General features: G+C 48.7%; 11 protein-coding genes. 4 read left to right on the top strand and 7 right to left on the bottom strand.

Annotated elements, in window-relative coordinates:
• Window positions 1-34: 34 nt before the first annotated feature.
• The 3 genes from ACZ50P_RS17170 to ACZ50P_RS17160 are packed head-to-tail and all read left to right on the top strand — an operon-like array spanning window position 35 to window position 3,769.
• Window positions 35-949, top strand: coding sequence for an AAA family ATPase (locus tag ACZ50P_RS17170; RefSeq protein ID WP_464132578.1), 915 nt, complete (start codon window positions 35-37; stop codon window positions 947-949).
• A 22-nt stretch (window positions 950-971) separates the two neighbouring features.
• Window positions 972-1,829: a DUF58 domain-containing protein gene (locus tag ACZ50P_RS17165; protein WP_464132576.1), complete on the top strand. Its 858-nt coding sequence runs from the start codon at window positions 972-974 to the stop codon at window positions 1,827-1,829.
• On the top strand, window positions 1,826-3,769 hold the full coding sequence (locus ACZ50P_RS17160; RefSeq protein ID WP_464132574.1) for a transglutaminase TgpA family protein: 1,944 nt from the start codon (window positions 1,826-1,828) through the stop codon (window positions 3,767-3,769). The genes ACZ50P_RS17165 and ACZ50P_RS17160 overlap by 4 nt, the downstream gene beginning before the upstream one ends.
• Here ACZ50P_RS17160 and ACZ50P_RS17155 read toward each other — a convergent pair whose 3' ends face one another.
• Window positions 3,770-4,972 carry a patatin-like phospholipase family protein gene (locus ACZ50P_RS17155; RefSeq protein ID WP_464119099.1) on the bottom strand — a complete coding sequence of 401 codons (1,203 nt, stop codon included), beginning with the start codon at window positions 4,970-4,972 and terminating at the stop codon, window positions 3,770-3,772. It lies immediately after the preceding gene.
• A 291-nt stretch (window positions 4,973-5,263) separates the two neighbouring features.
• Here ACZ50P_RS17155 and ACZ50P_RS17150 point away from each other — a divergent pair, with 291 nt between their 5' ends.
• Complete coding sequence (locus ACZ50P_RS17150) at window positions 5,264-5,749, top strand: hypothetical protein (RefSeq protein ID WP_464119098.1); 486 nt, start codon at window positions 5,264-5,266, stop codon at window positions 5,747-5,749.
• Between the two features lie 42 nt (window positions 5,750-5,791).
• Here the strand turns inward: ACZ50P_RS17150 and ACZ50P_RS17145 are convergent, their stop codons facing one another.
• The 6 genes from ACZ50P_RS17145 to ACZ50P_RS17120 all read right to left on the bottom strand — a co-directional run bounded on the left by ACZ50P_RS17145 (window position 5,792) and on the right by ACZ50P_RS17120 (window position 13,484).
• Complete coding sequence (locus ACZ50P_RS17145) at window positions 5,792-6,874, bottom strand: PulJ/GspJ family protein (RefSeq protein ID WP_464132573.1); 1,083 nt, start codon at window positions 6,872-6,874, stop codon at window positions 5,792-5,794.
• Entirely contained in the window at window positions 6,871-7,371 is a 501-nt protein-coding gene (locus ACZ50P_RS17140; protein ID WP_464132571.1) for a type II secretion system protein, read from the bottom strand. The genes ACZ50P_RS17145 and ACZ50P_RS17140 overlap by 4 nt, the downstream gene beginning before the upstream one ends.
• A complete protein-coding gene (locus ACZ50P_RS17135; RefSeq protein WP_464132570.1) occupies window positions 7,372-9,912 on the bottom strand; it encodes a hypothetical protein in 2,541 nt (846 codons plus the stop codon).
• A gap of 171 nt (window positions 9,913-10,083) precedes the next feature.
• The gene (gene lon, locus ACZ50P_RS17130; protein WP_464132569.1) at window positions 10,084-12,495 is read right to left on the bottom strand and encodes an endopeptidase La; all 2,412 of its coding nucleotides are present in this window, start codon (window positions 12,493-12,495) and stop codon (window positions 10,084-10,086) included.
• 153 nt (window positions 12,496-12,648) lie between these two features.
• Complete coding sequence (locus ACZ50P_RS17125) at window positions 12,649-13,020, bottom strand: TraR/DksA family transcriptional regulator (protein WP_464132567.1); 372 nt, start codon at window positions 13,018-13,020, stop codon at window positions 12,649-12,651.
• 92 nt (window positions 13,021-13,112) lie between these two features.
• Entirely contained in the window at window positions 13,113-13,484 is a 372-nt protein-coding gene (locus ACZ50P_RS17120) for a TraR/DksA family transcriptional regulator (protein WP_464119061.1), read from the bottom strand.
• Between the last annotated feature and the right edge of the window lie 69 nt (window positions 13,485-13,553).

Genomic DNA, 13,553 nt, shown 5'->3' with positions numbered 1-13,553 from the left:
CCGGGGCTTTTTTTTGCCTTTATTCTATCCACCTATGAATAAAAAGTTTCATGAACTTATCTCTGAAGCGTCCAAAGTTGTTCTGGATAAAAACGTGGAAATTCGTCTGGCGATGACCTGTCTGTTGGCAGGTGGACATCTGCTGATTGAGGACCTGCCAGGCGTTGGTAAAACCACTTTGGTGCAAGTTCTTGGAAAGCTGACGGGGTTAAAAACCCGTCGCATTCAATTCACAATTGATCTGCTTCCGGCTGATGTGATCGGTGGACAGGTGTTTCATCCTCAAGAGCAAAAATTTGTCTTTCACCCGGGTCCATTGTTTTCACAAATGGTGATGGCCGATGAACTGAATCGCGCCAGCCCTCGCACACAAAGTGCGCTTTTACAGGCTATGGAGGAAGGTGAAGTCTCCGTGGATGGAACTAACTGGCCTTTGCCAAAACCATTCTATGTTATTGCCACCCAGAATCCTCATCAACAGACGGGAACATTCCCACTTCCAGAAAGTCAGTTGGATCGTTTCCTAATGAGCTTGGAATTGCATCATGCCTCAAAAGAAACTGAAGTGCGTCTGTTGCAAGGAGAAGATCCTCGGGGAATGTTAAGCAAGATCCAATCTCTTTTTATTGAAGGGGAGATTCAACAGGCCCTGCACCTGGTGCAGGCCGTGAAAGTGGCTCCAGCGGTGGCGACTTACATCGCGGATATTCTGGAAAGGTCACGTCGAGCTGGTTTTGAAGGGGCTCCGTTGTCCACGCGGGCGGGTCTGGCCCTGGTTCGCGCGGCAAAAGCGTGGGCCTTTTTAGAGGGCCGAGACTATGTTCGTCCCGATGATGTGCAACAGGTTCTAGTACCCGTGCTAGGACACAGACTGGGAGACAACCATGGCATCAAACGAGGTCGTGAGTGGGCAGTCAATCTTCAAAAGGCCACTGCTGTTCCTGTCTAAAAGGAAAAACAGAACATACATCATGCCTTCGCGTTTTGGTGTCGCCTTTGGGGCGATGGCGCTGACCTTGTTTTTTCTGGCCGTGGGTTATGCGAACAATCTGATTTATATCTTTGTGTTCTTCCTTATCTCTGTTGCCGTAACAGGAATGCTATTAACGAACAAGAACATGGATGTTGTGCGTGTCGAAGGAATGGAAAGCCCCGAGCTTTTCGCCGGTGAAGAAGGACTTGTGCGCCTTGATCTTGAAAACAGCTCCGACATAACAGCCTGGGAAGTCGAAGCTGTCTTTGCCCGAAGCCAAGAAATCACAACGAAAGTATCGTTGGCGCCGAAGTCTCATGAAAGTCTTTCGCTGAGGTTTAAACCGACCCACCGGGGTTATGTCATTTTGCCCAGAGTCACTCTGCAAAGTGCGTATCCGTTTGGACTTCTGCGGGCGTGGAAGTATGCGTTTTTTGAAGAAAAGATCTTGGTCTTTCCACAAAGAAAAGGGGATGTGGAATTTCCTGTGGATTCCGTGTCCGGTGAAGGGGTGCGGCTGGCAGGATTGTTTCGGGATCACAGAGCCTTTCAAAGTGCCGATCCTTTAAGTCGTATCGACTGGCGTGCCAGTGCCCGACGTCAGGAGTTGCTGGTAAAAAACTATGAAGAACCGGATAAACCAGCGCTGCACTTTTCCTGGGATCAAACGGCGCATCTGGAAGATGGTGAAAGCCGAATTTCACAGCTATGTCTGTGGATCGATCAGGCAGCAAAACGGGACTATGCTTACTCGTTGAAACTAGGGTCACAAGAGCTGGGAAAAAACTCGGGGGCCTCCCATCGCTATGAATGTCTGAAAGCCCTGGCTCTTCTTCAGGTAGGGAGTTTGACATGAGCGAAAAAAGATTCTTCTCCCAGAAAGCCCTGGCTTTTTCTTTTGTGACCGCCATGGTGATGGTCGGCATGGAAGTGTCGCCGTGGATTGCCCTTTTTTCAGCCGGCCTTCTGATCTGGAAGTGGGGCGTGGAGAACCTGGGCTGGAAGCCACTGTCCAAGAAAGTAACGGGCTTTTTAAGTATCGCTTTGCTTGTGCAGATTCTTTTGCAGTTCCGTACTTTTATTGGACAAGAGCCTTCTTATACTTTCTTGTTGGGACTTTCAGGTTTGCGCGTGATGGACTATCGCAATGAACGCGATCACCGCTTCCTGGTTCTTTTGGGTTTTGTTCTTGTATCTGTAAAAGCTCTTTTCAGTTTGGACATCTACTGGATTGTTCCCTCGGCGCTGGCCTTTGCGGGGTTGTGGTACTCCCTTCTTCCGCAGGAACTTCCACACAAAGGAAAAGTTCTTCTGAAGGTTTTTGCCCTATCGGTTCCGGGGGCGGTGATTCTGTTCTTTGCTTTTCCCCGCGTGGTACTTCCATGGGCGATGTCGCGCGGAAGCAACACAGGACAAATTGGGTTTAGTGAGGAACTAAACCCCGGAAATGTAGCCGAACTTGCCGGTGTCTCCACAATGGTCTTTAGAGCCAAGCTTTCAGACACGGGAATAAAGAGCGGCGAGAATCTTTATTGGAGAGGTTCGGTTTTGCCACTTTCTCGCGGCTTAAGTTGGCGACCGGGAGCTTTGGGACTGCGTTCGCCCGAGAATAAAAAAGTGGATGCCCAGGAAAGCTACTATGAAATTGCACTGGAGCCCCATTCTAACACATATCTTTTTGTTTTGGATGGAACCCGCGAGGTGCAGTTGGAGCAGGGTCGCACAACTTCTTTGAACGGCGGCGTTTATCGCAGCACACGACCGATTATGACCACCACCGTTTATCGCGGCATCTTGAACGAGGGGAGCAAAGACACTTGGGTTCCCGCTGAAGACGAGTATTTGCAAACTCCGCCTCTGCGTGGACAGGTGTTGGAGTGGGTGGAGCAGACCAAGAAAAGGTCCCGGGAAATTGAAGGCCGTCTTCAGGCTTTGCAGGACCTTTTTGCTAAGAATGATTTTACCTACAGTCTGAGTCCGGGCGTGTATGGTGGGCCGAATGATTTGGAAGCGTTCTTGTTTTATCGAAAACGTGGTTTCTGTGAACACTTTGCCGGAGCTTATGCCACTTTGGCGAGGTCTTTGGGGATCGCCTCTCGGGTGGTCGTGGGTTATCAAGGTGGACGTTACAATCCTGTGGGTGATTTTTGGCGGGTGACTCAAAGAGATGCTCACGCCTGGGTTGAAATATTCCATCAGGGAAGTTGGCAGCGGGTGGACCCGACGAGCTGGGTGGCTCCGTTGCGTTTGGTGATCGGAGCGGAAGACTTCTTCAGTTTGTCTGAAGAGGATCAGAAAGTCTTTGCACGCAATGTGCAGTGGAGGCCGTCCAAAGATGCGGGTATCACCCTTTGGGATCGCGCGGAATTTTTAATAGACGATCTGAATTATCGGTGGACTTACTTCTTGGTGGATTTCGACAGAAGTTCTCAACAGAGCTTTTGGCAGTCCCTGGCGGATATGAAGGCACAGCTGATCCTGGGGTTGTTGTTCGTCGGAGTTCTTGGAGTTTTGCTTTTCCGTAGTCTTTTCAGGACAAAAGACTTGGTGAGCGAGGAGCGAGTTTTACTTCTGGAGGTGCAGAATTGGGCTGAAAAAAGAAGTCTGTCCCAGGAAACCGGCGAAACCCCACTACGGTATCTGCAGAGACTGGCGGCAGAAAGCCCATCTCAACGGGAAGTTCTTCAGGATATTGGCCAGTTCATTGATCACAAGGCCTATGCCGGCACCCAACCAAAGACGTCAGTTCGGGAGCTGCTGACCCAGTGGAAAAGAGCCATCGAAAAAAGCGGGTAGCTATTTGAAATCGTACTGGCGAAGGGCGTTGATTCCGGATTTAAAACCGATGCGTACAATGCGCGCTAAGATATCCGGATTCAAGCTGAAGTGATCCACAAAGAACATCTCATAGTTCTGCGGGCGTGGAGCCACGTAGATGTAATCTACTTCAGGGCGATAGTTCACACGATTGCGAATGATTTCAAGGATTTTGTCCCTGTGTTCGGGTGGCAAGTTCTGTTGTTTGAAGTAACCATCCACAGCATTGTAGATTCCGCGGATGTCGTTTTTGTACTGAATGTGGCGGGCAATCTTTTGTTGGACCACTTGATACAAGGCCTGATTGGCGATCAGGGGGATGCCGTAGTCGTGCAAAGAGCCCATCTCTTTGGTGTAGTGATAAGGCTGAATGGAGTAAGAGGAAATGACTAAATCAGCTCCATAGTCTGCAGCCACATGGGTGGACAGAGTGTCACGGATCTCACCGTCATAATAGTGGATCTCTTTTCCGTCGGGGCGCTTGATTCCGTAAGGGGCAAACACCGGAGGCAAAGCCGTGGAGCAGGCCACCGCGTCACTGATTGTGGCGTAGTTAATATACTTGGTGGTCTCGGTTTTAAAAGACTCCGGGAAGTTCCCGAAGATGGCCTTGCGGGTGTGGTTCAGTTGAGTTCCGATGATAAAGAGCTCAACTCCCAGACGGGCAAAGTCATTATCGACCAGGACTTCTTTGCGAAGATAGTTTTCGATGCCTTTGGTCGAAAACAGGCCGTTCAGTTTCAAGCCGTTTTTCAAAAGGGATTCAAAGCCTCCAGTCACCAGGGCTTTTTCCATCAACGAACGTGGGATGAACTTCAAAAGACTTCCCGAATTCAGGTTGAACAAGCTGCGATAGGAAATCGGCTTGAGATAGCGAAGATCTGATTTTTCAAAAGTGGGTTCGGATCCGGAACCGACCTGGAAGGCATTGATCAAAGACTCCACTGGATAGCCAGCCGCCAAGACCGAAGCTACGAAAGCCCCCGCACTGGAACCGACATAAAGACGGATCGTCATCGGGTCGTTATCCCCGAAGTTCTGACGCACCATCTCTTTGGTTCCGCCGGCAAATTTGAATCCCTTTTCTTGAAGGGCCAAGCAAACCCCAATGTGGAAGGCGGCGGCTTTAATGCCTCCTCCGCTTAAAACTAGGGCCACTTTCTTTTTATCTCTAATACGCATACAACTTTTTAAATTATCGGACCTTCGGGCAAAACTCGCAAAGAATTCTTTTAAACGATGAAAAATCCATGACTTAGGGATGCGTATTCAGACTTTGGTCTAGTGAATAGGCAATGGCTAACCAGATCAAAGTCCTGAATTTAGTTGAATTTGAACAAGTGTTCACACAAAATTTGACAGGCTTAAGTCCTGTGATAACGTTGACTACGCAAGCTGAGTAAGGGGACCACCTCTCCCAAAGGCGAGCTACTGAAGCTTCGGCGCCACCGAAGTAGAAAGTATGAGGAAATAATGAACGTCGAGACCTATGGTTCTTGGTTACCGCTAACGGACTACTCCACTAAGTACAAAATTAGTGTGAGTACCCTCCGCCGAAGGATCAAGGCTGACGACATTAAGTTCCGCTTTGAAGACGGCAAGTACTTCATCATGGACGAACCGATGGGTACCCATCAACGAGTACATCGCCCCTCCCAAGAAAGCGACCTTGCTTTGGTGGGTGCTCATCAAGGAATGATGAAAGGTTATGAAATGGCCACTTCAAAGGACGAAGTAAAGACCGCTGACCTGACCGATAAGATGGTGAAAGTGAATAAAGACGAACCCATCTTAACGGCCGCCAACAAACTGCTCAACGAGCTTAAGAAGGCCTACACCCAGATCCTTCAGGAAAAAGAGGAACAGATCCTTCACCTGAGAGAAGAAGTGACGGACTTAAAAACGCTGGTTCGAGTGTTGGAATCCGAAAACGACCGTCTAAAAGGGTTTAAACAATAAAAAAGGGCTGAGTAATCAGCCCTTTTTCTTTTTCAACGGATCTCACTGTTGACAGCTGAGGGGTCGTTTGATGCTCAGGTTCTGCGAATAAACCGTTCTTTGCCTCATGATTTGGGTCTTCAGTTCTCCCACGGTCTGGGATTGACTCCTTTTCAATAAACTTTCTGATGCATTCAGATTCAACGTGAACATCACTGTATTGATGCAAGCCATATTGGAAAGACTTAGCATCTCGGGCAGGAAGCTGGCTGGCTCCACCCGGATCCCGGCTCGGGTCGCCATGTAACCGACCCGGAAGGACTCAATCGTAAAGTCGACATGGGGGTTTTGCAGTAAAACGGTTTCTTCTCGGGTATTTTCATCAAATCGGATCAGACTGCGATCCGACTTACGCAGGCAAAGAGAGTACGTGCGGGATGAGTACACCTCAGAACCGGTAATAAAGACGGCCGTTTTGGAAGTGATGGCACTGCCGCTGATATTCGCCGGATTCTTTAGGATGGCTGAAGCGTACTTGAAAATAACCGGCGCGCCAAAAGAGTCGACTTTGGGAAGGTCATCATAGGGATCCAGATTGGTAGATAGACTCATTCTTTTGGATACCACCGTGTATCGGCGAAGGTAGCGCCTATCGGCATCCACAAGAACCACTTCGACAGGCATCTTGGTCGCTGTGAACATCGAAGCCTCTGTTTCATCCGCCGTCAGGCGCAGTTCATGGGAAGCTCCGGTCTTGTTGGAGTCAGCCATTTCAGACCAGGCGCGAAGAACACGTTCGGATCTCTGCTTACGATCTAAGGTGGTATAACGAATCACCGAGGCGCCATTATCATTCAGGCAAACTGACGGCTCCATTCCGGGAGAGAGGGACGTCAAGCCGAAATACTCCACCGAACTGCTGTTGCTCAGATTTTCAACCGGGTCCATGCGAATCACGTTGCGAATATCGCCTTCGATTGTTCTGAGGGCCATGGACATTTCCAGCTGACCGGCGGACCAGGTCTCCATATTCTTCTGTTCAGTGAAAAAGTTATGGATCAAATAGGTGACAATACCGATCACCATCGTTGAGATGCTGACAGCCAATAGAAGCTCCATGACGGAGAAGCCGGAACTCTTTTTCATCTTTTAAACAAGGTGACTTGGTTTTGAATCAACTGTCCCCCTGTCCCATTTGGATAGCCACGCACATAAATATTAACTTTTTTCAGGCTGTTGGAGTACTTGGGCAGCTTTAAGCTAGCTGAACTGAAGTCGGCTTGTATGTTCGAAGCCGGCTCCACTTCCCAGACAACCTGAATGGTGTTATTTCCCGGCAAGGCCGCACCACAAGCCGGGGGAGAGCCACTGAGAGTGGTTTCATTCAAGAAATTAATCTGAAAATCATAGTTGCGCACAATACAGTTGCCCGGCAGGGGAATATCATCGACAGAAGCGCCCTTCAGTTCGATCGCATTATTTGTCAGGACCTCTTTAAAGACAATCGAACGATCGACACCTGATTTGTGCGTTCTGTTGGACAGAGTCAGCTGCATAAGGACAGACAGACTTATTAAGGAAATAGCCACGGCCCCCAAGACTTCGATAAGTGTCATACCCAAGTTGTTCAATTGAAGTTTCATCTAGTTCCGTGTCTCCAGAATAGGTTGATCGACGCCAATAATAGAACCGATGTTGCGGTAATCCACAGGGGGATCCGTGTGAATAAATATATAGCGTCCGTTGTTGATGCTTGGCTGTGTTTCTGAAATGCCATTGATTGGATAGCCAGCTTGGCGCGACTTGAAAGAGCTTGGGATACAGGGAGAGCCAGCTGGGATATCTGCATAGTAAAAGGGATTGTCCCACATCAAGTTCTTATGCTCCAGAGTGATCGGAGCCCCCTGATTGCTGCGCAGTTCGACGGGGACGTGTACGGGCGCATTGAGGTCCCTCTTTCCAGTGGGAACAAAAGAATCAAAAACCGTGTACATGCGAATGCCAGAATAGATAATGTCAGACTCTTCACGAGCAGCCATGCCTGCAGCTCTTTGGACATGAAATACAGATGGATAATAACCGTAGGGAAACTGCGATGTCGTTCCATTATAATAATTGGAGCTTAATGGTGGAAGCGGCGAGTTGGGTATAGAGTGGTATGCAGGAATCTTTGCGGTGGAATAAAGCCCCGTCGCTGGAGTGACCTTTTCCAGATTGTATCCAGCCATACTGACCATACACAAATTGGATGGAAACTGATCCGCGGTAGAGTCCGGACCACTCCAGAGCCCACGCAGAACAAATGGGTTGCTGGTGTCAATGCTGGCATTGGTGACAAGGCTGATACTGCTAACTTTGTAACTGCGATAGCCATAGCGGAAGCCATCGTTCTCCTGTCGAACATAGTCGGTGTAATTATGCAGAACCGGTCGAATCTTTCCACCCACCACAGGCCAGTAAGTGCTCATGTATGTTGGAGTGGCCGGCACGTATTGCGGGCTCAGCAAGTGTACGCGCTCTGGAGAGAGTATCACCATCGGAATGGGCTCGCGTCCTCCACCTGTGGCATCACTGTTAAATACAATCTCACGAAGGCGTCCGGGATCGGTGCTGAGTGGTGAGGATGTGTCCTGCTGGAATCCACGAAGAGCCAGCGTATCCTCACTAATCACCCAAAGGGCTAAATTCTTTCGAGCAGGATTTGAAGGCACAATTCCTGTCATGAGTCCTTGTGCGGAGTTCTGACGAAATTCAGTAGGAACTTTCGTGTACACAACCCGACGTAGCAGTCGTTCTTTCAGGCTTGCGTCGGTCAGTTGGGCCACATTAAAATTGTTCAGGGTTAGTGTATTAAGGTCAATGCTTGAGACCTGGTCACAGGTGCTGTCACCGTTTGCGTAACGCTTCAGATACTGGGCATCCCAAATCGGACAATCGGTATACGAGTTTGTGGGTGCTGAAATCACATGGCCGCACTGGCGGGCATCTTCTTCCAGAGCCTCCATATTGTCCCAATTCAACTTTGGTGAAGGAATTTCCTCCGCGTCAGAGGTGAATAGTGTGCCATCCAGTCCCGCGTCTCTTCTCCATGCTTTGAAGCCCCGGGGGAAATGTTCAGAGTTGGAGCAAACCTTTTTTGTCGAGGCAGCATCAGATTTTGATATGCATGTAGCATCCATACGAATGCCGAAGTTGTTGGCGCCAGCATATCCATAGGTGAATATAGAGTACCGATCAGGGTCATTTATATAGGAACCGTTGTCAGAGGCTTTCCAGGATTCCAATGGAATAGATCCGCCAAAAAGTGCAATGGGATATATTTCGCTACGAACGGAGGCCTTGGTTAGTGGGCCGCTGGTGCCGCTTACCACCTGCTGCTTCAGCGTTGTGGCTTTATTGAAGTCGCGGGTGATAATTGTTGACCCGCCTCCGAATTGGCTGTGGTGAGAGTTAGGTGCGCCTATGTCGCTTCCATAAGGAGCTAGAAGGTTTTCGATGTTGCTGGGATGAGGGTTGGGTTTGGGAATGGAGTACTGAATGTACTGCAGACCGCCACCAAACTGAATGCGGTCGCCCTGAATAATCGTGCCATACTCCCCAGGCCATACACTGGGAGAGCCATTCCAGTTCATCATATTGTTGACCGGCCGGGCGATGTTCCCGCCCATCTGCAAGGGGCCTTTGGTATAAATGCGGCGATCCCTGGCAATGAGTGCGGTCGGAAACTGGGGATTATACAAACGACGTAAAGTCAGAGGGGCATCAGACCCCGAGAACAGCAGATAGTCCGACACATCCAGAACCTTGATGCGTTTGATGTAAATAGCTTTCAGATCACGGTAATGACCTTCAGAAACCAGTTCGTAGTTTTTGGTGGTGAAGTTGTATTTCGCGGTCACATTCCAGGTCATGCCGCCATCTAGTTTTCCTTCGACACTGAAAGATTCAGACTTCAGACAGTTGTTATCAGGAGGTGGTTCCCACAGCCGTCGAGCCAAGGCCGATTCCATCACCGCAAAAGCCGAAGTGGTGACTTCGTTGAGCAAGACCTGATCGTGATCCTTGGTTTTGTATTCGTAGTTTCTTTTTTGGATATCGGCAGAGTTCAGTACAAAGACCACGCCTATTGCGCATAAGACAGTGACAAACAGAAGGGTGCTCTGACCATTATTGTGAAACCTCATGGAACAATCTTAGATCGTTCCCTATATACAAACAAGTTAACAGTCGGATTCGGACCTCGGACTAAGGTAGAGGATGTGTTTGTCTCGGATTGAAACAAAAAAAGAGAGCCGGTATTACCAGCTCTCTTTGGGAACGCATAACTCTAGGGAGGGGCGATGCGCACTCGCGGACTAAGCCGCAAGTGATTTGGATTTCTTAGGATCTTTCTTCGCAGCAGTTTTCTTGTCTGTAGTTGCTTTTGCGTTCTTATCGAAGGCAACCGCGAACACTTCGTCCAAGTTTTCTGCCAGAATAAAGTTGATCTTGTCTTTGAAGATCTTAGGGATGTCAGCAAGATCCTTTTGGCAAGCCATTGGGATGATGATGTTTGTAATACCCAAGTTCAAAGCGGCAAGACACTTCTCACGGATACCACCGACAGGCAGTACGCGTCCTTGCAAGGTCACCTCACCAGTCATCGCGATATCGTGACGAACCGGAGTGCCTGTCATCAAGCTGACAAGCGCTGTTGTCAGAGTGATACCTGCAGAAGGACCGTCTTTCGGGATCGCACCTGCTGGCAAGTGGATGTGAATGTCGTACTTTTCAAAGAAGTCCTCTGGAATACCCAGTTCTTCCTGGTGAGCACGAGCATAAGACATCGCGGCGTGAGCGGATTCTTTCATGACATCGCCAAGCTGACCTGTCAGAGAAAGATGTCCTTTACCTTTCATTTTCAAAGCTTCCACCGTCAGAACTTCACCGCCAGCCTGAGTCCAGGCAAGGCCTTGAACCACACCGATCTGGGAGTCTGCAATCTTGTCGTCACGCTGGAATCTTGGCGGGCCCAGAAGCTCTGGAACTGTTGTGGCATTTACTTCCACAAAGTTTGCTTCGCCCATCACAACCATCTTCGCCACTTTACGGCAGACGGATCCCACTTCGCGCTCCAGGTTACGAAGACCTGCTTCGCGAGTGTACCCAGCGATCAGATACTTGATGCCTTCGTCGGTAAACTGGATGTTTTCCTCAGTGATACCGTTGGCTTCAATTTGTCTTTTGATCAAATGTTTTTTCGTGATCAAAAGTTTATCGTTTTCTGTGTATCCTGGAATATTCAGGATTTCCATACGGTCACGCAATGCTGGTGGAATATTTTCCAACACGTTGGCTGTTGCGATGAACAACACATTTGAAAGGTCGAAATCGACGTTCAAGTAGTTGTCACGGAAAGTGGCGTTTTGTTCCGGATCCAGAACCTCAAGCATTGCTGCAGAAGGATCGCCACGGAAGTCAGAGCCCAACTTGTCAATTTCATCCAGTACGATCACTGGATTGTTTGTTTTTGCCTGACGCAAAGCCTGGATGATTTTACCCGGCATTGCACCCACATAAGTGCGACGGTGACCGCGGATTTCCGCCTCATCTTTCACGCCACCCAGGGCGATACGGAAGTATTCACGTCCCATCGCGCGAGCGATGGATTTACCCAGGGATGTTTTACCCACGCCCGGAGGACCACCGAAGCATAGGATTGGACCCTTAAGATTTGGCTTCAGCTTGCGCACGGCCAGGAATTCCATGATACGGTCTTTGGCTTTTTCCAGTTCGTAGTGATCTTCGTCCAGAATTTCTTTGGAGCGTTTAAGATCGATATGGTCTTCGGATTTTTTGCTCCAAGGAAGATCCGCCATCCAGTCAAGATAAGTGCGAACCATGGTGGCTTCGGAAGCATCCGGATGCATACGCTCCAGACGACCCAACTGTTTCAAAGCTTCTGCCTCGACATTGGCAGGCATACCGGCATTGATCAGCTTTTCGCGCAACTCGTCCATTTCTTCAGATTTGGAGTCGCCTTCCCCAAGCTCATTCTTTATAGCCTTCATTTGCTCGCGCAAGAAGTACTCGCGTTGAGACTTGGACATATCATCCTTGGCATTGCCCGGACGATTTTTCTGTTGAGTCTGCATCACTTCAAGTTCAGCAGCCAGAATTTCATTTACCAGTTTCAGTCTTTCTGTGGCGTCAGAAGTTTCAAGAACTTTCTGAGCATCCTGAACTTTCACACCCAGATTAGAAGCGATCAAGTCAGCGATACGACCTGGATCAGAAACATCATCCAACACCAACAGGATGTCCGGAGAAAGAGGGCGACCCAACGCGATGATGCGTTCGATGTGCTCTTTGGCTGTTCTGATCAAGGCTTCGTTTTCAACGACGGTTTTTTGAACCGGAGTTTCTTCGATCTTTTCAACCGCCACTTCGAAAGAAGGAGCTGTCTTAGTGAAGTTTTTCACGCGGCCTTTAGCCACACCTTGAATAAGGATTTTTACGCGACCATCAGAAAGTTTTCTCATTCTCATGATCATCGCCACTGTACCTACAGTGTAGATATTGTCCGGAGAAGGATTTTCTTCAGTGATGTCTTTTTGTGATGCCAGGAAGATCAGGCGGTTTTTCGCCAAGGCTTCTTCAACTGAGCGGATAGAGGCGTCACGGCCTACATACAAAGGAATGATCATGTAGGGGAATACTACGATGTCTCTCACAGGTAGCATGGGAAGGGTCTGTGGGATTTCTAGGACTTTATCGTCAAAACTCATACCGCTCCTCCGCGTAAAATGCGGGAATTTATGTTTCTGGTATGAGTCTTCTCGGTGTGAGACAGTTTTTTCTAAACTGCAATTCCGGATAAATTTAAAAAATTGGACTGACATCCATGTCAGTGGACCTCATCCAATGAGATAAATTTGTACTTATTGGAAAATACTCGAATGGCTCTCTTGTTCTTCCATGCAATCAATACAAAGGGCTGTGAACGGTCTGGCTTGCAGGCGTCGAGCGCTGATCATTTCAGTGCAGGATTCACACTGGCCATAGGTCCCGTCGGCAATCTTACCCAGAGCTCTTTCGATCGCATACAAAGCGGTGCGATCGCGTTCGTGCAAGTGAATAGAGATATTGTTGGAGATATCTTGAGAAGCGGCTTCCGCTTCATCCGCAACCGCAGCCATGCTGGATTGCTCCTCTTTAAACTCATGAGTTTTGTTGAGGATCGTGCTCTTTTGGAAGAGCAAAGATTCTTTCAAATTTTGTAGTTCAACTTCTGTCAGTTCGGTTGCGTTCATCTCACCCCCCGATATGATGATCCTTGGCCGAAAATTGATCGCATATTACGGGGGAATGAATGTCTGTCACTAAAAAAGCACTGCGTGATTATTTAACGCGCAAACTTACGACTTACCGCTTCTCGCATCTCTGCGCCCTCAATGCTTAGGCGAGTCCATGGAATTGCCAACAACCTTTCAGTTTCGATAGGTTCTTCTGTTTCTTCACAAATGCCGAATGTGCCTTGTTCGATGCGGGCCAGGGCCATCTCGATCTCGACAAGTTGATTTCTCATTCGCGCTTGGGAGATTAAAAAAGAATGTTCTTCGATGTGAGCGACAGACTGATCAGCTTCATCACCACCTTTTTCCTGGTGAACCAACTCGCGTTGGGCTGTTCTAAAGCGATTCAAAACATCTTGTTTTGCGGTGAGGAGTTTTCTTCTGCACTCCATCATTACGTTTTCAGAGATACGACTTGTCATAACGGCCCCCTTCTTTAGATTTTGCGACACTCATTGTCGCTGGTGTTCCTAAGACAGAGCACCATCCGA

It is taken from the genome of Bdellovibrio sp. CKG001 (assembly GCF_055397465.1).
Note: the sequence above shows the minus strand (reverse complement) of the source record. Positions and strands in the feature narration are given on the sequence as shown.

What these genes read in the sequence shown, in the direction of transcription:
- ACZ50P_RS17170 (WP_464132578.1), top strand. Translation starts at nt 35, where the DNA reads ATGAATAAAAAGTTTCATGAACTTATCTCTGAAGCGTCCAAAGTTGTT.
- ACZ50P_RS17165 (WP_464132576.1), top strand. Translation starts at nt 972, where the DNA reads ATGCCTTCGCGTTTTGGTGTCGCCTTTGGGGCGATGGCGCTGACCTTG.
- ACZ50P_RS17160 (WP_464132574.1), top strand. Translation starts at nt 1,826, where the DNA reads ATGAGCGAAAAAAGATTCTTCTCCCAGAAAGCCCTGGCTTTTTCTTTT.
- ACZ50P_RS17155 (WP_464119099.1), bottom strand. Translation starts at nt 4,972, where the DNA reads ATGCGTATTAGAGATAAAAAGAAAGTGGCCCTAGTTTTAAGCGGAGGA.
- ACZ50P_RS17150 (WP_464119098.1), top strand. Translation starts at nt 5,264, where the DNA reads ATGAACGTCGAGACCTATGGTTCTTGGTTACCGCTAACGGACTACTCC.
- ACZ50P_RS17145 (WP_464132573.1), bottom strand. Translation starts at nt 6,874, where the DNA reads ATGAAAAAGAGTTCCGGCTTCTCCGTCATGGAGCTTCTATTGGCTGTC.
- ACZ50P_RS17140 (WP_464132571.1), bottom strand. Translation starts at nt 7,371, where the DNA reads ATGAAACTTCAATTGAACAACTTGGGTATGACACTTATCGAAGTCTTG.
- ACZ50P_RS17135 (WP_464132570.1), bottom strand. Translation starts at nt 9,912, where the DNA reads ATGAGGTTTCACAATAATGGTCAGAGCACCCTTCTGTTTGTCACTGTC.
- lon (WP_464132569.1), bottom strand. Translation starts at nt 12,495, where the DNA reads ATGAGTTTTGACGATAAAGTCCTAGAAATCCCACAGACCCTTCCCATG.
- ACZ50P_RS17125 (WP_464132567.1), bottom strand. Translation starts at nt 13,020, where the DNA reads ATGAACGCAACCGAACTGACAGAAGTTGAACTACAAAATTTGAAAGAA.
- ACZ50P_RS17120 (WP_464119061.1), bottom strand. Translation starts at nt 13,484, where the DNA reads ATGACAAGTCGTATCTCTGAAAACGTAATGATGGAGTGCAGAAGAAAA.